Genomic DNA, 18,565 nt, shown 5'->3' with positions numbered 1-18,565 from the left:
TGGTACTTGTTATGGCAAAGAGCGGTAAAGGCGGATCAGGCCGACGGACACTGCACTCGAGGCCTGTGCGCGCGGTCGCGTGCCCTGCTGGCGGGGCGCGGCGGCGAAGGGACGGTGTGCGGCTTTCAGGTCATGGCGGAATTCCTCGTGGACGGGTTGCGGGATGCTGCTGGCTGGTACGGGGTCTCGACGTGCGTGCGGCGGGCCGGCCTAGTGGGGGAAGGGCCAGATGCGCAGCTTCTGCCGAGCGGTGGCCCAGAGCTTGGCGAGCCCATGCGGCTCGACGATGAGGAAAAACACGATCAGCGCACCGAACACCATGTGTTCGAGATGGGAGGCCGTGGCGGTGGAGATCGGCAGGCCGATGGCATGCGGCACCGCGTTGAGGACCAGCGGCAGCAGCACAAAGAACGCCGCGCCGAAGAGGCTGCCCACGATGGAGCCGAGGCCGCCGATGATGATCATGAACAGCAGTTGAAAGGAACGGTCGAGACTGAAGGCCGCAGGCTCCCAGGCGCCCAGGTGGACAAAACCCCAGAGCGCGCCCGCCAGGCCGACGATGAAGGAGCTGACCGCAAAGGCGGTGAGCTTGGCGTACACCGGCCGGATGCCGATCACGGTCGCGGCGACATCCATGTCGCGCATGGCCATCCATTCGCGGCCGATGGCCGAGCGCACGAGGTTCTTGGCCAGCAGTGCAAAGATCGCCAGAAAGGCCAGGCACAGCAGATAACGCTGCAGCGGCGTGTTGAAGGCGTAGCCCAGGATCTCGAGGCGGCCCGCGCTGACCGAACCCGACGGCGAATGGTTGCTGACCCATGGCACGCGGTTGGCGAACCAGTCGACGAAGAACTGCGCGGCCAGCGTGGCCACGGCCAGATACAGGCCGCGGATGCGCAGGCTGGGAATGCCGAACAGCACGCCGAGAAGCGTGGCGCAGACGCCGCCGCCCAGCAGTGCGAGGATGAGCGGCATGCCGTCGATGCGCACGTGCAGGTTGTAGGCGGCATAGGCGCCGGCGGCCATGAAGGCTCCGGTGCCCAGCGAGATCTGGCCGCAATAGCCCACCAGGATGTTGAGGCCGATCGCCGCCAGCGCCAGGATCAGGAAAGGAATGAGCACGGCGCGCAGCATGTAGTCGCTGGCGACCAGGGGCACCAGCACAAAGGCCACGGCCAGGATCAGGCCGATGGCGATGCGGTCCTGGCGCACCGCGAAGATCTGCTGATCGTCCTGGTAGCGGGTCTTGAACTGGCCGTTTTCACGATAGAACATGGTGCTCTCGCCTCCTGTGCTTGGCCGGTCAGACCCGGTCGATGATCTTGTCGCCGAACAGCCCCTGCGGGCGGATCAGCAGGAAGCCCAGGGCCAGCACGTAGGCGAACCAGCCCTCGATGCCGCCGCCCAGGTAGGGGCCGAGATAGATCTCGGCGAGCTTTTCGCCCACGCCGATGATGAGCCCGCCGATGATGGCGCCGGGGACCGAGGTCAGGCCGCCCAGGATCACCACCGGCAGCGCCTTGAGCGCCACCAGCGACAGCGAGAACTGCACGCCGAGCTTGGAGCCCCAGATGATCCCGGTGACCAGTGCCACGCCGCCGGCGACCGACCAGACGATGATCCAGGTGCGCGACAGCGAGATGCCGATGGATTGGGCGGCCTGGTGGTCGTCGGCCACGGCGCGCAGGGCACGGCCGGTGCCGGTCTTCTGGAAGAAAAGTGTGAGGGCCGCGACCAGGGCCGCGGCGATGACGGTGGTGTAGAGGTCTTCCTGGCTGACCAGCAGCCCGCCCTCGAACACCGAGTCGAACAGCAGCAGCGGATCTTTCGGCATGCCGATGTCGATCTGGTAGACGGCGCTGCCGAAGATCAGCTGCCCCAGTCCATCGACGAAGTAGGCGATGCCCAGGGTGGCCATCAGCAGCGTGATGCCTTCCTGGTTGACCAGCCGCGAAAGCGCCAGCCGCTCGATCAGCCAGGCCATGGCGATCATCAGCAGAAGGGCGGCGGCGAGGGCCAGGAGGTTGGCCAGCAGGCGGCTTTCGAAGCCCAGCCACTGCGGGATCCAGACCGAAAAGCGCGCCATCGCCAGGGCCGCGAACAGCACCATGGCGCCCTGCGCGAAGTTGAATACGCCCGAGGCCTTGAAGATGAGCACGAAGCCCAGGGCCACCAGCGAATACAGCATGCCCACCATGAGGCCGCCGATCAGGGTTTCGAGGAAAAATCCCATGTCGTGTGCTCCCTCAATGTGCCGCGCCGAGATAGGCGCGGATCACGTCTTCGCTGCGGCGTACCTCGTCGGGGGTGCCGTCGCCGATCTTCTTGCCGTAGTCGAGCACCACCACACGGTCGCTGATGTCCATGACCACGCCCATGTCGTGTTCGATCAGCACGATGGTGGTGCCGAACTCGTCGTTGACGTCGAGCACGAAGCGGCACATGTCCTGCTTTTCCTCGATGTTCATGCCCGCCATGGGCTCGTCGAGCAGTAGCACCTGGGGCTCCATGGCCAGCGCGCGGCCGAGGTCGACGCGTTTCTGCAGGCCGTAGGGCAACTGGCCCACCGGGGTCTTGCGCCATGCCTGGATTTCGAGGAAATCGATGATGTGTTCGACCTTCTCGCGGTGCCGCAACTCCTCGGCGCGTGCGGGCCCCAGATGCAGGGCCTGCAGCAGGATGTTGCTGCGCATGCGCAGGTTGCGTCCCGTCATGATGTTGTCGAGCACGCTCATGCCCTTGAAGAGCGCGAGGTTCTGGAAGGTGCGGGCCACGCCCATCTCGGCGACCTGGCGGCTGTTCATGTGCCGGAAGGTCTGGCCTCGGAAGGTGATGCGGCCCTGCTGGGGTTGGTAGACGCCGTTGATGCAGTTGAGCATGGAGCTCTTGCCGGCGCCGTTGGGGCCGATGATGGCGCGGATCTCGTGCTCGCGGACATCGAAGCTGATGTCGGTGAGCGCCTTGACGCCGCCGAATGCCAGCGAGATGTTCTGCACTTCGAGAATGACGTCGCCGATGCTGCGGGTGGACATGCGAGGCTTTCCTTTGTGGCTCAGGCGGCGTGGCGCTGGGCGTCGCGGATGGGCAGGGTGGCGGACACGCTGCCGCTGCGTCCGTCCTCGAACTTGACCTGGGTCTCGATGAACTGCTCGCCGAGGCCGCCGTAGAGTGCATCGATGAGCACCGCGTACTTGTCGGCCACGAACTTGCGACGAACCTTGCGGGTGCGGGTGAGCTCGTCGTCGTCGGGGTCGAGTTCCTTGTGAAGAACCAGGAAACGCGCGATCTGCGTGGCGGCCATGCCTTCTTCGGCAGCCAGGTCGGCATTGACCTGGCGCACGCAGTCGGCGATGAGATCGAGCACCTGCGGTTTGCTCGCGAGGTCGACATAACCGCTGTAGGGCAGGCCCTGGCGTTCGGCCCAGTTGCCCACGGCCTCGAAGTCGATGTTGACGAAGGCACAGACGTTTTCGCGCTCGTGGCCGAAGCAGACGGCTTCCTTGATCTGCGGAAAGAACTTGAGTTTGTTCTCGATATAGTTGGGCGCAAAGATGGCGCCGCCCGTGAGCCGGCCCACATCCTTGGCGCGGTCGATGATGCGCAGGTGGCCGTCGCTGTCGATGACGCCGGCGTCGCCGGTGTGGAAGTAGCCTTCGGCATCGAGCACCTCGGCCGTGGCATCGGGCCGCTGGTAATAGCCCTTGAGCACGCTCACGCCCTTGACCAGCACCTCGCCCGAGTCCGCGATGCGCAGCTCGATGCCGGGCGCTGCCTCGCCCACGGTGTGCAGCTTGACGCGCCCGTTGCGCTGGATGCAGACATACGCGCAGGTCTCGGTCTGTCCATAGAGCTGCTTGAGGTTGATGCCGATCGAGCGGTAGAAACGAAACAGGTCGGGCCCGATGGCGGCACCCGCCGTGTAGGCCACGCGGATGCGCGAGAAACCGAGCACGTTGCGCAGCGGCCCGTAGACCAGCAGCGAGCCCAGCGCATAACTCAGCCGCGCGCCCAGCGGCACGGGTTTGCCGTCGAGGAGGTCTGCGCCGTGGCGCCGTGCCACATCCATCGCGCGGCGGTAGAGCCAGCGTTTGGCGGCCGAGGCATCTTCCATCCGGATCGACACCGACGTGAGCAGCCCCTCGAAGACACGGGGCGGCGCGAAGTAGTAGGTGGGACCGATCTCGCGCAGGTCGATGGCGGTGGTGGCAGTGGATTCGCAGCAGTTGATGGTGAAGCCGGCGACCAGCCACTGCGCCACCGAGAACAGGTGGTCGCCGACCCAGGCTGCAGGCAGGTAGGAGATGACGTTGTCATGCGAGTCCAGGCCGTCGACTTCGATGCCGCCGCGCGCCGAGGCGATGAAGCTGGCGTGGGTCTGGCACACGCCCTTGGGTTTGCCGGTGGTGCCCGAGGTGTAGAGGATGACCGAGGTGTCTTCGGTTTGAATCTGCGACAGACGCTCGTCGAGCAGTGCGGGACGGGCCGCGGCCTGCTCGCGTCCGAGCGCGATCAGGGCCGCCATGCTGATGAGCCCTGGCTGGTCGTAATGGCGCAGGCCACGCGGGTCGTCGTAGACGATGTGGGCCAGCAGGCCGGGCTCTGCTGCGGGGTCGGCCTCGAGCAGGGCCCGTGCTTCGAGCAGCTTGTCGACCTGTTCCTGGTTTTCCGCGAACACATAGCGGATGTGGGCGTCCTGCAGCACGAACACCATCTCGGCGGCGATCGCGTCCTGGTACATCGGCACCGGCACGCCGCGCAGGCTCTGCGCGGCGAGGAAACCCATGTAGAGATAAGGCCGGTTGTCGCCCACGATGGCGAGGTTGTCGTCCGGTGCAAAACCCAGCGCATCAAGGCCCCATGCCAAGTGGCGCACGTCCTGGTCGACTTGCTGCCAGTTCCAGGTTTGCCAGATGCCGTAGGCTTTCTCGCGCAGCGCGGCGTCGCTCGGACGCCGGGTTGCATGCAGACGCAGCAGGTGGGGGAAGGATGTCTCCATGGCGCTCTTTCTGGGCGGGATCACGACAGGGGGCTCGAGCCTGGGGCGGGGCCGCTGCAGTGTCATCAACGGAAGGGCTTGGAGACAATGGTAGGAAGCACTTTGACGCTGGGATGTCGTTTTGCCGACAAATCGCGGGTTACTCCCATTGGGACGTGTCCTAGGGATTTCTCACACTGAAGACTTCCACATGACGACTCAAGATGGACCCTCTACCCCTGCAGCAACGCGCCCGTTTCGCAGAACGCAAGGAACTCGACGGCATTCCCTGGCTGGCAGTGCTCGACGCCGGCGCGCGCGAGCAGGCGCTGGCCGCCATTCGCGTGAGCGAGGTGCTGCCCGGCGAGCATGTGTGCCGCATCGGCCGCCCGGTGGTGTACTGGTTCGGCGTGATCGAGGGATTGCTCAAGATGAGCCGGGACAATGCCAAGGGCACGACCATGACCTTCGCCGGATTGCCGCCGGGGGGCTGGTTCGGCGAAGGCACGGTGATCAAGCGCGAGCCCTATCGCTACGACATCCAGGCCCTGCGCAAGAGCCTGATCGCCGGTCTTCCGGTGGATACCTTCCATTGGCTGCTGGATCATTCCATCGGTTTCAATCGGTTCGTGATGGGGCAGCTCAACGAGCGGCTGGGGCAGTTCATCATGGCCCGCGAATACGACCGCCTCAGCAGTCCGGACGTGCGCGTGGCGCGCAATCTGGCGGCACTGTGCAACCCGGTGCTCTATCCCGGGGTGCAGGATCTGCTGCGCATCACACAGCAGGAGCTGGCTTACTTGGTCGGCCTTTCGCGTCAGCGCGTGAACGAGGGATTGCAGTTTCTGCAGGGCCGGGGCCTGATCCGCATCGAGTATGGCGGCGTGCGCATTCTCGACCTCGATGGCCTGCGCGTCTGTGAGTTCTAGGTGCCTGCCGCGACGGCGGCGGTGCAACGGGGCGCCGGTCTTGCAGGGTGCGAATCTTCTGTGCCCGTGCAGCCGGCAGCGCCGCGCAGGGCAGGCTCTTAGAATCGACTGCTTTCCGGCCCGCTTGCGGCCGGCGACTTTTTCCGCGCGGATCGGCTTTCGGGCCGTGCGCCCGCGCGTTGCCCGACCATGAATCGCCACGACTCCCGTCCTCCGTCTCCATCCGCTCCACGGCCCACGTTTGCCAATCGGCGATCGCCTGCCGCAGGTACCTCCGAGTCTGCCCCGGGCCGCCAGCCGTCCGCCGGTCGTCCGGCCGCCCCGGGCCGTTCCGCCGCGGCATCCGATCGTGTTCCGGACCGTGCACCTGCGCGCGCGCCCCAGCCCGCGAGGCCTCCGCTGCCCGCCAGCCGGGGTGCACCGGTGCGTGTGAGGGCTGCGCCTTCCGCACCCGATGCGGGGGGCGATCCCGGGCTGACGCGCCTCAACAAACGCATGGCGGAAATGGGACTGTGCTCGCGCCGTGAAGCCGACGACTGGATCGACAAGGGCTGGGTCCAGGTCAACGGGCAGGTGGCGGGCATGGGGGTGAAGGTCTCGGCCAACGACCGCATCACGGTCGACCGGCAGGCCCACGGACAGCAGTCGCAGCAGGTCACCATCCTGCTGCACAAGCCCATGGGTTATGTCAGCGGCCAGGCCGAGGACGGCCACGAGCCGGCCGTGGTGCTGGTGCAGGCGCGCAACCGCTGGGACGGCGACCGGTCTCCGCACCGCTTCAACCCGGGGCAGTTGCGCGGTCTGGCGCCGGCCGGCCGGCTGGACATCGATTCGGTGGGCCTGCTGGTGCTGACGCAGGACGGCCGCGTGGCGCGCCAGCTCATCGGCGAGGACTCGACGCTCGAAAAAGAATATCTGGTGCGTGTGCACTACGGCACCGTGGCCACCGACGTACAGGCCGTGTTCCCGCGCGAACAGCTCGCTCGTCTGCGTCATGGCCTGTCGCTCGACGGCAAGGCGCTCAAGCCCGCGCAGGTGGATTGGCAGAACCCCGAGCAACTGCGCTTTGTGCTGCAGGAAGGGAAAAAACGCCAGATCCGCCGCATGTGCGAACAGGTGGGACTCAAGGTCGTCGGCCTCAAGCGCATTCGAATGGGGCGCGTGCAGTTGGGCCAACTGCCGCCCGGCCAGTGGCGTTACCTGGGGCCGGACGAGCGCTTCTGAGCCAGGTGTCGGCGCTTTGCGACAGGCCCGGCCAAGGCTGAAAAAAATTGCCGGCGGGCGTCGGGCGGGATCGGGCTTGACCCTGCAAGGAAAAGACTCGCGCCTGAGTATAAAAGTGTAACAAATGCAATGAAACGAACAAATCCGATCTCGTGCCAAGATAGTGAGCGAGATTGGATTCATATCTATCTTTTGTCTACGGTATTGCTATAATTTTTGAAGTAGTTACATCGAACATTCTGGCGACACAACTCATGATGCAGAGATCGATACATTCGGGGCCGGCCTGGCCGTGCGTCGCTCGCCTGGCGCTGGAAAGCCTCTATGCCGGCACCTTCGCCTGAAGGCCCGCGGTCACCCACCGCGACAGCCGCCCAGGCCTTGTTGCTCTCCGCGCAGCAGCAGCAGCCAGCGTTGCTGGAACTGGGCAGCGACGGTTGCATCCGCTATGTCAACGGGGCGGGCGAGCGTCTGTTCGGGGCCGAGTCGATCGACCTGGTCGGGCGGCACCACACGGTGCTGGTTTCGGCATCCTGCCGCGAGACCCCGGCCTATGCGTCGCTCTGGCAGCGGCTGGAGCAGGGCGAGGTGGTGAACAACCGCCTGAGTTATGTGGCTTCCGACGGGCAGATCTTCGACGACGATGCCCTGTATCTGCCGGTCCCGACCGTCGAGACGGGCGACGACGGCGTGAGCGGGCCCGTCGTGATGCTGATCGCCGGACGCGACGGGGCCGAGATCTTGCCGCTCCCTGCAGTGGCTCAGCTGCCCGACGCAGACGGCACCCTGGCCGCGTGCCTGCAGGTGGCGGTCGAAGCCTCCGACCGAGCCGTCCTGATCGCCGATGAATACGGCCGCATCGAATACGTCAATCCTTTTTTCGTGCGCATGTACGGGTACGAATCGCGACTGGCGGTTCAGCGCAATGTCGCGGACGTGCTGTTTGGCGAAAGCACGCGGGCCCATCTCTCCAACGAGTGGCGGCAGGCCGTCGGCCGCGACAGCCGTTTCATTCAGTACTGCATGACCGAAGGCCGGTCGGGCCAGCGCTACTGGACCCGCCTTGCCACGCTGGTCGTGCGTCAGGGCAGCGCGGGACAGGGGCGGACCATCGTGTTCGCGACCGACGTGACCAGCGGCCGTCTGCGCAAGACCGTGCAGCAGCCGGTGCTCGAGGCCCTGGTGCGCGATGCACCGGTGCTCGACGCCATGAACCTCATCTGCCGCGAGATCGAGTCGATGGTGCCCGGCACCCGGCTGGTGCTGTCCCAGGTCGGCGAGGGCGGCATGTTGCGCACCCTGGCTGCGCCCAGCGTGGCGCCGCACCTGGTGATGTCGTGGTCGGAAATCCTGGACGACGACGAAGGCGCAGGCACCCTGCGTTTTGCTGCGGTGCTGAGCGGGCAGCCGGTCTTTGTGCCCGATGTCCGCGATACGCCTTTTGTCGGTCTGCTGGCCGCCGACGAGCAGACCGATGCGGAGGCCAATGGCGCTCCGGCGGCGGTGGCGCCGGTGGCCTGCTGGGCCGTGCCCATCCAGTCCAACGACAACGACGTGCTGGGCGTGCTGGCCTGCCTGGGCCGATGGCGCGGCCAGCCCGACCCCTTCCTGATGCGGGTGGTGGACAGTTGCCTGCAACTGTGCGGACTGACCCTCGAGCGTCACCAGGCCCGCCAGCAGCTCGAGCAACTGGCTTTCTACGACACCTTGACCGGGCTGCCCAATCGGCGGCAGCTGCAAAGCCTCTCGGGGCAGGTGATCGCCGATGTGCAGCGCCAGGGGCAGCAACTGGCGGTGATCTATATGGATGTGGACCGGCTCAAGCAGGTCAACGACTCGTTGGGTTATACCGCCGGCGACATCGTGCTGCGCAGCGTGGCCCAGCGGCTGGCGGATGTCGACAGCCGGGCCCTGGTCGGCCGGCTGTCGGGCGACGAGTTTGTCCTGGCGATGCCGATCGATGCCGACAGCGAGGCATTGCCGCTGGTCGAGACGCTGCACGAGCGTCTGTCCGAGCCGGTCGAGATCGCCGGCATGAAACTGGAGATGTCGGTGTCCATGGGCATCAGCCTGTATCCGGCCGATGGCCGCGACATGGAAACCCTGCTGCACCGGGCCGATATCGCGCTGCACCAGGCCAAGGCGGGCGGCGCGGGCAGCACCGGCTTCTTCAGCCGCGAGATGAACCGGGCCAGCCATGGCCGTCTGGTGATGGAAGCCGCCTTGCGCGACGCGCTGCGGACGTCGCAACTGAAGCTGCATTACCAGCCGCAGGTGAGGATCGCCGATGGCAGTCTCTACGGCGCCGAGGCCCTGTTGCGGTGGCAGCATCCTGAATGGGGAATGATCGGCCCCGACCGGTTCATCCCCCTGGCCGAGGAACTGGGGCTGATGAACCCGCTGGGCCTGTGGGTTCTGGCCGAGGCCTGCCGCCAGTTGCAGGCCTGGCGTGCGGCGGGTCTCGCGGTGCCCGCGGTGTCGATCAACATGTCGGCATCCAGCCTGCGCAACGCCGATCTGCCTCAGCACATCACCAGCACCCTGGCTGCACACGGGCTCAGCACGGGCGACCTGCTGATCGAGGTGACCGAAAACGTGATGCTGGATTCGGACCCCGGCACCCTGGCCGTGGTCCGCGAAATCGAGAACCTGGGCGTGCGCCTGTCCATCGACGATTTCGGCACGGGGTATTCGAGCTGGGGTTACCTCAATCGCCTGCCGCTCGACGAGATCAAGCTCGACAAGAGTTTTGTCCAGGCCGTGGCCAGCGACGAGATCAGCCGCATCCTGAGCCAGGCCGTGGTCAGGATCGGCGAGGCGATGGACCTGACCGTCATCGCCGAAGGCGTCGAAACACAGGAACATTTCGATCTGCTCGAACGCCAGGGTTTCGACGTGGTCCAGGGTTATCTGGTGGCCAGGCCCATGCCGCCCGACGAGTTCGTCGTCTGGCTGGAATCCCGCCTGCCTGCCCTGACCCGACCGTCCTGAGCGGATCGCCCGATCGCGGGCCATTCACAGCACGGCATGTCCCGTTTCGTACATCGTGTGTCGAACTGTGGTATGCGGACGACAGATGGCGGCGCGGGGGAAAATAGATTTTTCCCAGTCGAGACCGGATGACGACGTCAGTCTCTAGACTTAGTGAGCGTCTTTGACAATTGAATGCCATGTAGACTCCGGGTTCTAAGGGAGTACGGTTGTGAATGCTTTGGGAATCTTGAGATTCATCCCATCAATGACCGGACGATTTCGGCGCAAAGACTGAAAAAAGGGATAAACGAGATGGATGCACCTTTGATTCATTACGTACGCGAACTGCAGGCGGATCCGTCGTGGACGCCCTTCTTGCGCACGCTGGGCCAGGAGCTCGAAGCTCAATTGGCACCCGCAGATCTGCGGGTGTTGATGGCGCGTGTGGGGCAGCGCTTTGCCGCCTCCTATCCCTTGGGCGCCAGTGCGACGTTGCCCGAGCTTCAGGTGGCGATGAACGAGCGCTGGTCGGCGATGCGCTGGGGCCTGGTCTCTCTGGAAGAGAGCAGCGGTTTCCTGCGTGTGAATCACCAGCTTTCGCCGCTGGTGGCGGTGCTGGGCGAAACCTCGGCGAGCTGGAGCGCCGCCTTCCTCGAAGGCGTCTATCAAGCCTGGTTCACGGCCATGGGGATCGACCCGGCGCTCAAGATCCGTCAGGCCGCCGAACCGGATGCCCTGGGGAGTGTTGAATTCCGCCTGGAGCGCAAGGAGGCGCCTGTGCCCAAGGCGCCCAGTATTTTTGCTTGACTGCGAGGGCAGCATGTTGTGATTTGGGACCTGCCATGAGAGAACTCGACGACGTCAAGAGCCTGTTTGCCGAAATCGGTGTGAGCGGTAGCTCATACAAGGAGATCGCGCGTGACGACTTGGCGCGAGAGTCCCTGTCGCGCTGGCCCCTGCTGTCCACCGTCCACGAGACTGCGGCAGCCGAGGCCGGGCAGGTTGCGTCGACACCGCCGGCGGCGGTTCCCGTGACGCCTGCGCCGCTCGACAAGCCGGCATTCCCCGCGGCCGCTGTTCCTTCTTCGGCACCTGCGCCTGCGCCTGTCTTGGCTCCCGCGCCGGCTGCGCTCGGGATGATGTCGGCCGCCGCACGGTTGTTTTCCCGCAAGCCCGCCGCCGAAGTATCGTCGCCTGCACCGGCTGCCGCGCCTGTCGCCACGCCGCAAGCGGTTGCACCGCAGGCCGACACGCGAGTCGAGCCCGTGCTGGCCAACGCGCCGCTGTTCCGCGCCGCAACGGCTGCGCCGGCCGCGCCAGCCGCGCCGGTGACGGCCCCTGTGCCTGCCCCGGCCCCTGTCGCTGCCGAGCCGGCCCCCGTTGCCAAACCGCCTTCCAAGGCCCAGTTCATTCCCCCCCGGCCGCGTCCGCCTGTGACGGCCGTGTTGCCGGACGGTGCGCCGGCGGTGCCGGGGCAACCCGCCTCTGCCGTGGCTGCGCCGGCCTCGACGCCTGCGCCGTCCAGCCCTGTGACGGGCAGCACGGTTTCGTCTTCACCGCTGCGATCGGCCCTGAGCGCGGTGCTGAAGGCGCAGGAACCGGCGATCCCCGCGCCCGCTCCAGCACCTGCCGACGCGCTCGTCTCGGTGTTCGACCGGCTGCTGCACGGCGCGGCGGTCGCCGGCGATGCCCCGCCTCGCCCAGGAGGGCCTCCCGGGCCTGCTGCTGCCGCGACGCCCGTGCCGGCGCCGACCAGCCTGCTGCAGCAGCTCAACCGCTTATGAAGCGCGTAGCCGTTGTGTCCCCCAAAGGCGGGGTGGGCAAGACCACGGTAACGGTCAATCTCAGCGTCGCGTTGCACCGGGCCGGCCATCAGGTCATGGTGGTCGATCTCGATCCCCAGAGCGCCTTGCGTTTTCACTTCAATCTGGATCTGGAGCATCCCGGCGGACTTTCGCGCGCGGCGATCGACGGTACGCCCTGGCGTGATGCGTGTGTCCAGAGCGAATCCGGCGTCGTCGTGCTGCCCTTCGGTGAGGTCGGCGAAAGCGAACGCGAACAGATCGAACTGGCCATCCACCATGACCCCGACTGGCTGCTGCGTCACCTGCAGGCCATGGGCCTGTCGCAGGACGCGATCGTGCTGCTCGACACCCCGCCGGGGGCTTCGGTCTATCTGCGGCAGGCGCTGCAGGTGGCCCATGCCGCACTGGTCGTGGCGCTGCCCGATGCCGGCAGCTATGCCACCTTGCCCGGCATGGAACGGCTGCTGCAGACCTATTGCGCCGGCCGGCCGGATTTTGTCGGCTCGGGCTACGTGATCAACCAGATGGACGCCTCGCGCCAGTTGGCGCGCGACGTTGCCGGCGTGCTGCGCCAGGACCTGGGCGAACGCCTGGCGGCCGTGGTCCATCAGGACGCGTCGGTGGGCGAGGCCGTGGCGTTCCGGCGCAGCATCTTCGACTATGCACCGCACAGCCTGGCTGCGCAGGATTTCGCGACCTGCGTGCAGTGGCTGCAGGCGCGTTTCGACACCGGCACGACGTGGGCTGATCCCAGCGCGCACTCGGCCTGACTTTTTTTGATTTAACCGGCACATTCCGATGAGCACCACCGAAGTCCCTTCTGCCGATCGCCCGCCGAGCTGGGCTCATCGACTGGCCGGTCTGGGCGACCGCATGCTGGCTTCGCGGGGCTGGGACCATCCGGTGCTGCGTTATGCCGCGATCGCCTTCGCCGCCGTGCTGTTCATCACCGTGGTGACGGTGCCGCTGGATGTCACCATGCAGGCGATCTTTGCCGGCACCTGCGTGGTGCTCGCCCTGGTGCTGCGCAAGGTGCCCGGCCGGCTGGCCATCCTGACGATGATCATCCTGTCGCTGATCGCCTCGCTGCGCTATATGTACTGGCGCCTCACGTCGACGCTGGGCTTCGAGACCTTCCTGGACGCCTTTTTCGGCTTCGCGCTGCTGATCGCCGAGTTGTATGCGCTGATCACGCTGCTGCTCGGGTATTTTCAGACGGCCTGGCCGCTGCAGCGGCGGCCGGAGCCGCTGCCGGCCGATCCGCAGACCTGGCCCAGCGTCGACATTCTGATTCCCACGTACAACGAGCCGCTGTCGGTGGTGAAACAGACGGTCTACAACGCGTTGGCGATCGACTGGCCGGCCGACAAGTTCAAGGTCTTTGTGCTCGACGACGGCCGCCGCCCCGAGTTCCGCGAGTTCTGCGAGATGATGGGCGTGGGTTACGTCACGCGCGACAACAACTTCCACGCCAAGGCCGGCAACATCAACTCGGCGCTCAAGCTCATGGAAGGCGAGTTCGTCGCCATTTTCGACTGCGACCATATTCCGACACGGTCCTTCCTGCAGGTGAGCATCGGCTGGTTCCTGCGTGACCCCAAGCTGGCCATGCTGCAGACGCCGCACGTGTTCTTTTCGCCCGATCCGTTCGAGAAGAACCTCGGCACCTTCCGCACCACGCCCAACGAAGGCGAGCTGTTCTACGGCCTGATTCAGGACGGCAACGACCTCTGGAACGCGACCTTCTTCTGCGGTTCATGTGCCGTGCTGCGCCGCGCGCCGCTGCTGGAAGTCGGCGGCATCGCCGTGGAGACCGTGACGGAAGACGCCCACACCGCGCTCAAGATGAACCGGGCCGGCTACAACACGGCCTATCTCGCGATTCCGCAGGCCGCCGGCCTGGCCACGGAAAGTCTGTCCGGGCACATCGGACAGCGGATCCGCTGGGCGCGGGGCATGGCGCAGATCTGCCGCGTCGACAACCCGCTGTTCGGGCCGGGGCTGAAACTCGGGCAGCGGCTGTGCTACCTCAATGCCATGCTGCACTTCTTCTACGGCCTGCCGCGGCTCATCTTCCTGACCGCGCCGCTGGCCTTCCTGCTGTTCGACATCCAGATCTTCGAGGCTTCGGCCCTGATGATCACGGCCTACGCCATGCCTCACATCCTGCACGCGACGATGACCAATTCGCGGGTGCAGGGGCAGTTCCGGCATTCGTTCTGGAACGAGGTCTACGAGTCGGTGCTGGCCTGGTACATCCTGCGGCCGGTGCTGGTGGCCTTCATCAACCCCAAGCTGGGCAAGTTCAACGTGACGGCCAAGGGCGGGGTGATCGAGAAGGCCTACTTCGACTGGGTGATGGCGCGGCCCTACCTGATCCTGCTGCTGCTGAATCTGGCGGGTTTCATCGCCGGCGTCATGCACCTGGTGTTCTCTGCGGAAGGAACGAGCGGCCTGGCCTTCACCATGCTGATCAACTTGTTCTGGACTTTCTACAACATGCTGATCATCTGCGCCTGCGTGGCGGCGGCCAGCGAGACGCGCCAGGTGCGCGACAACCCGCGTGTGCCGCTCGACCTGCCGGCCGCGCTGCACCTGCCGGGTGGCCAGACCATCGCCTGCGACATGACGGACTTCTCGCAGGGCGGCATCGGCATCCAGTTGCCGGAAGGCGCGGTGGTGAATCTGCACGAGCAGGTTCGTGTCTCGTTGTTCCGCAACCGCGCCGAGTCGGTGTTCCCGGCCGATGTGGTGTTTGCACGCGGCAACCGGGTCGGACTGCAACTGCGTGACCTCACGCCCGCCCAGCAGGTCGAGTTCGCGCAAATGACGTTTGCCCGTGCCGACATCTGGACACGCGAATGGGGCAAGACCCAGCGCGATGCGCCGCTGAACGCGCTCGGCACGGTGTTTCGCACGGGAGCCCGGGGTTTCGGCCTGGTCTTCGTGCATCTCTGGTCGATGGTGGATTCCTGGCGCAAGGGCGAACTCAAGGTCGTCAAAACAAAACTGGATACGGGGGATTGATGTCTGTCTATTTTTCGATGCGGCATAGACCGCTGACGAGAGCGGCCCTGGCTGCTGCCTGTGCGGTGATCTGCTCGCCGCTGGCCTTGGCGCAGAACACCGGTTCTGCCGGTGCACCGCCGGCCGCCGGTTCGCCCGCGCCGGCCGTGGCGCCCGTGGGCGGCTCGGCTGCGGTGCTGCCGACCGATGCATCCTTCCAGCCGACGGGCAACAGCGCCGTGGGTGGCAACCGGGTGCATCGCCTGACGCTGCGCCAGCTCGGCGCGATCTATCCACTGCAGTTGCGTGGCGTGGACGGCATCAACAGCGTGCCGTTCTCCGTGCGATCCGACGAGATCATCGTCGGCGCCCGCCTGCGCATGAATTACAGCTACTCGCCGTCGCTCATCACCGAACTCTCGCACCTGCGGGTGCTGGTGAACGACGAGGTGGTGGCGACCATCCCGGTGCCCAAGGACCAGGCCGGCACCAATCTCACGCGCGACGTGCCCATTCCGGTCCGTGTGCTGACGGACTACAACCGGGTGGGTGTCCAGCTCATCGGCCATTACACCAACGAGTGCGAGGATCCGGCGCACTCCAGCCTGTGGGCGACGGTCAGCAACAGCAGCGTGCTGGAGCTGACGGTGGCCCCGGTGGCGCTGCAGAACGATCTCGGCCAGTTGCCGCTGCCTTTCTTCGACGAGCGCGACGTGCAGCAGCTCAACCTGCCCTTCGTCTTCGCCAACCCGCCCGGCAACGATGTGCTGGAAGCCGCGGGCAGCCTGTCGTCGTGGTTCGGTGCCAAGGCCGGCTACCGCGGCGCCAAGTTCGACGCATTGCGCGACCTGCCGGCCACCGGCAATGCCGTGGTGCTGCTGACCGGCCGTGAGCGGCTCAACGGCGTGGCCACGCCCGAGAGCGTGACGGGCCCGACGATTTCGGTGCAGACCAATCCGCGCGATCCCAACGGCAAGCTGCTGCTGGTGATGGGCCGCGACGCGAACGAGCTCAAGCGTGCGGCCGAGGCGCTGGCCCTGGGCAATGCCCCCCTGTCGGGGCAGACCGCGACCATCACGCAATTCACCGAGACCAAGCCCCGCGTCGCCTACGATGCGCCCAACTGGCTGCGTGGCGACCGGCCGGTTCGTTTCGGCGAACTGGCACAGACCCAGGACCTGGAAGTCAGCGGCTACGCCCCCGACCTGATCCGCGTGAACATGCGGGTCCCGCCCGACCTGTACGCCTGGCGCGGCAAGGGCGCGCGCATCGATCTGAAGTACCGCTACACGCCGCGCGTGGCCTCCGGCAAGTCGACGCTCAACGTCAACATCAACCAGCAGTTCCTGCTGGCCTTCCCGCTGACCGCGGCAGGCCATCTGGGCGACACGGCGCTCGAGCGCCTGGTCAACCGCTTCGTGCCTGCGGGCGTCCAGCCGGTGAACGCGCCTTTCGACCTGCCGCTGTTCCAGTTGCCGTCGAAGTCGCAACTGCAGTTCCACTACTACTATGAAATGTCCAAGGGCAGCTGCGAGGCCCCCCTGGACAACGTGAAGGGCACGATCGATCCGGAGTCGACCATCGACATCTCGGGCCTGCCGCATTTCATCGCCATGCCCGACCTGGCTGCGTTCAGCAACATGGGTTTCCCCTTCACGCGCATGGCCGATCTGTCGGACTCGGCCGTGGTGATGCCTTCCAATGCCGGCGTGGGCGACTGGTCGGCTTACCTGACCCTGATGGGCCGCATGGGCGAGTCCACCGGTTATCCGGCGACGCAGGTCTCGGTGGTGCAGCCCGGCGAAGTGCAATCGATGGGCGGCAAGGATCTGCTGGTGCTGGCTTCGGGCGACAACCAGCCGCTGATCACCCAGTGGGCCTCGCGCATGCCGGTGGCCCGGCAGGGCGATACGCGCACGTTCCAGGTCTCGGATCTGGTCTACAAGATCGCCAACTGGTGGGATTCCGATTCGCGCGTGAACGTCAACGACTCGCGGGCCACGATCGGTTTCCGCAGCAACGGCTCGGATGCCTATCTCACCGGCTTCGAATCGCCGCTGTCGTCGGGCCGCAGCGTGGTCGTGGTGGCCGGCGATTCCTCGGGCAGCCTGCAGAACGCCGTGTCGACGCTGATGGATGCCGACCTGGTCAAACGCATCCAGGGCAGCCTTGCCGTGATTTCCGGCCGCGAGGTCTCCAGTCTCGTGGCCGACCAGACCTATCATGTAGGTGACCTTGGCCCCATACGCTACGTGCAGTGGTTCCTGTCGCAGCGGCCCTACCTGATGGTCTTCGGCGGCGCGGCGGCTGCCGTCCTGCTGGCCATGGTCTGGTATCTGGCTCTGCGCGGCCGTGCCCGGGCCCGACTCAAGAGGTAAACATCTATGGCGCTACCCCGCTCGTCCCGTCCGTTCGATCCTTCGCGCCGCCGCCTGGCCGCCGGAGGTCTGGCGGCGGCCGCGTGGTCCTGGCTGGCCGCTCCCGGCCTGGCCGGGGCGCAGCCGGCGGCACCGGCCGGCGGCAATCGCAAAGGCTCGTGTCCCGCGGTCACCTGGCCGCTCTGGCAGGCCTTTGCCTCGCACTACCTGCAGGCCGATGGCCGTATCGTCGACTACAGCGTGCCCCAGATGCACAGCACGTCGGAAGGGCAGTCCTACGGCATGTTCTTTGCCCTGGTGGCCAACGACCCGGCCGCCTTCGAGCGGATCTGGCGCTGGAGCGTGCTCAACCTTGCCGGCGGCAACCTGTCGGCGCGGTTGCCCGCCTGGCAGTGGGGCCGCCGCGAGGACGGCAACTGGGGCGTGCTCGACCCGAATGCCGCATCGGATGCCGATCTGTGGTTCGCCTACGCGCTGCTCGAAGCCGCTCGCATCTGGAAAAAACCGCAGTACCGCGACGAGGCCCGTGTGCTGCTGGCGCGTGTGCAGCGCGACGAAGTGGTGAACCTGCCGGGCCTGGGCCAGATGCTGCTGCCCGGTCCGCAGGGTTTCAACCTGCCCGGCGGTGTGTGGCGCCTCAATGCCAGTTACCTGATGGTGCCGCAATTGCGCCGTTTCGCGACCGAGGACCCGAGCGGACCCTGGGCCGCGATTGCACGCAATTCCCTCAGGGTGCTGGCCGAGTCGCCGGGCAAGGGTTATGTCGCCGACTGGATCGGTTACCAGGTTTCGGGCTCGTCCGGCGGCCGTTTCATCGTCGATCCGGGCAAGGGCTCGGTCGGCAGCTACGACGCGATTCGCAGTTACCTCTGGGCCGGCGTCACCTCGGCGGCCGATCCCCTGTTCGCGGATTCGCTCAAGGCGCTCGACGGCATGCGCGCTGCACTGGTCACCTCGGGCGGTCTGCCGCCCGAGAAGGTCGATGTCACGACCGGTCAGACGACGGGCACCGGGCCGCTGGGGTTTTCCGCCGTGCTGCTGCCCTACCTCGACGCGCTGGGCGAAAGCGCCCTCTACAACACGCAAATGCGGCGGGTGCTGAGCATGCTGCCGGCAGCCAACGTCACGGCTGCCAACATCCCCGTGTACTACGACATGGTCTTGAGCCTGTTCGCCCTGGGGTGGACGGACGGGCGCTATCGTTTCCTGCAGGATGGGCGTGTCCGCCTGTCCTGGGCGGTCGGGTGCTGAATCCAGCCCCGATGCCGACTACCT

At 66.2% G+C, this 18,565-nt stretch carries 13 protein-coding genes; 9 read left to right on the top strand and 4 right to left on the bottom strand.

What is annotated here, in order from left to right; genetic code table 11:
• Positions 1-210 precede the first annotated feature (210 nt).
• The 4 genes from EC845_RS15335 to EC845_RS15320 are packed head-to-tail and all read right to left on the bottom strand — an operon-like array spanning position 211 to position 4,996.
• Complete coding sequence (locus tag EC845_RS15335) at positions 211-1,275, bottom strand: branched-chain amino acid ABC transporter permease (RefSeq protein WP_123298998.1); 1,065 nt, start codon at positions 1,273-1,275, stop codon at positions 211-213.
• 28 nt (positions 1,276-1,303) lie between these two features.
• The gene (locus EC845_RS15330) at positions 1,304-2,233 is read right to left on the bottom strand and encodes a branched-chain amino acid ABC transporter permease (protein WP_123298997.1); all 930 of its coding nucleotides are present in this window, start codon (positions 2,231-2,233) and stop codon (positions 1,304-1,306) included.
• Between the two features lie 13 nt (positions 2,234-2,246).
• On the bottom strand, positions 2,247-3,032 hold the full coding sequence (locus tag EC845_RS15325; protein ID WP_123298996.1) for an ABC transporter ATP-binding protein: 786 nt from the start codon (positions 3,030-3,032) through the stop codon (positions 2,247-2,249).
• Positions 3,033-3,052: 20 nt separating this feature from the next.
• On the bottom strand, positions 3,053-4,996 hold the full coding sequence (locus tag EC845_RS15320) for a long-chain fatty acid--CoA ligase (RefSeq protein WP_123298995.1): 1,944 nt from the start codon (positions 4,994-4,996) through the stop codon (positions 3,053-3,055).
• Between the two features lie 203 nt (positions 4,997-5,199).
• Between EC845_RS15320 and EC845_RS15315 the strand changes: the two genes are divergently transcribed.
• From EC845_RS15315 to bcsZ, 9 genes are all read left to right on the top strand, one after another.
• Complete coding sequence (locus EC845_RS15315; RefSeq protein WP_123298994.1) at positions 5,200-5,904, top strand: Crp/Fnr family transcriptional regulator; 705 nt, start codon at positions 5,200-5,202, stop codon at positions 5,902-5,904.
• Positions 5,905-6,333: 429 nt separating this feature from the next.
• The gene (locus tag EC845_RS15310; protein ID WP_370451335.1) at positions 6,334-7,128 is read left to right on the top strand and encodes a pseudouridine synthase; all 795 of its coding nucleotides are present in this window, start codon (positions 6,334-6,336) and stop codon (positions 7,126-7,128) included.
• A 324-nt stretch (positions 7,129-7,452) separates the two neighbouring features.
• Positions 7,453-10,119 (top strand): EAL domain-containing protein, encoded by a 2,667-nt coding sequence (locus EC845_RS15305; RefSeq protein WP_123298992.1) that lies wholly within the window; start codon positions 7,453-7,455, stop codon positions 10,117-10,119.
• Between the two features lie 294 nt (positions 10,120-10,413).
• The gene (gene bcsD / locus EC845_RS15300) at positions 10,414-10,908 is read left to right on the top strand and encodes a cellulose biosynthesis protein BcsD (RefSeq protein WP_158615705.1); all 495 of its coding nucleotides are present in this window, start codon (positions 10,414-10,416) and stop codon (positions 10,906-10,908) included.
• A gap of 35 nt (positions 10,909-10,943) precedes the next feature.
• Positions 10,944-11,885 (top strand): BcsR/BcsP family cellulose biosynthesis protein, encoded by a 942-nt coding sequence (gene bcsR / locus EC845_RS15295; RefSeq protein WP_123298990.1) that lies wholly within the window; start codon positions 10,944-10,946, stop codon positions 11,883-11,885.
• Positions 11,882-12,676: a cellulose biosynthesis protein BcsQ gene (bcsQ, locus tag EC845_RS15290; RefSeq protein ID WP_123298989.1), complete on the top strand. Its 795-nt coding sequence runs from the start codon at positions 11,882-11,884 to the stop codon at positions 12,674-12,676. Before bcsR ends, bcsQ begins: the two co-directional genes overlap by 4 nt.
• A gap of 28 nt (positions 12,677-12,704) precedes the next feature.
• On the top strand, positions 12,705-14,933 hold the full coding sequence (gene bcsA, locus EC845_RS15285) for a UDP-forming cellulose synthase catalytic subunit (RefSeq protein ID WP_370451333.1): 2,229 nt from the start codon (positions 12,705-12,707) through the stop codon (positions 14,931-14,933).
• Positions 14,933-17,290 (top strand): cellulose biosynthesis cyclic di-GMP-binding regulatory protein BcsB, encoded by a 2,358-nt coding sequence (gene bcsB, locus EC845_RS15280; RefSeq protein ID WP_233598102.1) that lies wholly within the window; start codon positions 14,933-14,935, stop codon positions 17,288-17,290. Before bcsA ends, bcsB begins: the two co-directional genes overlap by 1 nt.
• A gap of 6 nt (positions 17,291-17,296) precedes the next feature.
• Positions 17,297-18,541 carry a cellulose synthase complex periplasmic endoglucanase BcsZ gene (gene bcsZ / locus EC845_RS15275; RefSeq protein WP_123298988.1) on the top strand — a complete coding sequence of 415 codons (1,245 nt, stop codon included), beginning with the start codon at positions 17,297-17,299 and terminating at the stop codon, positions 18,539-18,541.
• Positions 18,542-18,565 lie beyond the last annotated feature (24 nt).

This window comes from Comamonas sp. BIGb0124 (genome assembly GCF_003752175.1).
Lineage (GTDB): Bacteria > Pseudomonadota > Gammaproteobacteria > Burkholderiales > Burkholderiaceae_C > Comamonas_F.
The sequence above is the reverse complement of the archived record's forward strand: the minus strand, read 5'-3'. Positions and strand labels throughout refer to the sequence as shown.

Coding starts and splice junctions, on each gene's coding strand:
- bcsZ (WP_123298988.1), top strand. CDS start 17,297: ATGGCGCTACCCCGCTCGTCCCGTCCGTTCGATCCTTCGCGCCGCCGC.
- EC845_RS15335 (WP_123298998.1), bottom strand. CDS start 1,275: ATGTTCTATCGTGAAAACGGCCAGTTCAAGACCCGCTACCAGGACGAT.
- EC845_RS15305 (WP_123298992.1), top strand. CDS start 7,453: ATGCCGGCACCTTCGCCTGAAGGCCCGCGGTCACCCACCGCGACAGCC.
- bcsQ (WP_123298989.1), top strand. CDS start 11,882: ATGAAGCGCGTAGCCGTTGTGTCCCCCAAAGGCGGGGTGGGCAAGACC.
- bcsR (WP_123298990.1), top strand. CDS start 10,944: ATGAGAGAACTCGACGACGTCAAGAGCCTGTTTGCCGAAATCGGTGTG.
- EC845_RS15315 (WP_123298994.1), top strand. CDS start 5,200: ATGGACCCTCTACCCCTGCAGCAACGCGCCCGTTTCGCAGAACGCAAG.
- EC845_RS15320 (WP_123298995.1), bottom strand. CDS start 4,996: ATGGAGACATCCTTCCCCCACCTGCTGCGTCTGCATGCAACCCGGCGT.
- EC845_RS15330 (WP_123298997.1), bottom strand. CDS start 2,233: ATGGGATTTTTCCTCGAAACCCTGATCGGCGGCCTCATGGTGGGCATG.
- bcsA (WP_370451333.1), top strand. CDS start 12,705: ATGAGCACCACCGAAGTCCCTTCTGCCGATCGCCCGCCGAGCTGGGCT.
- bcsD (WP_158615705.1), top strand. CDS start 10,414: ATGGATGCACCTTTGATTCATTACGTACGCGAACTGCAGGCGGATCCG.
- bcsB (WP_233598102.1), top strand. CDS start 14,933: ATGTCTGTCTATTTTTCGATGCGGCATAGACCGCTGACGAGAGCGGCC.
- EC845_RS15325 (WP_123298996.1), bottom strand. CDS start 3,032: ATGTCCACCCGCAGCATCGGCGACGTCATTCTCGAAGTGCAGAACATC.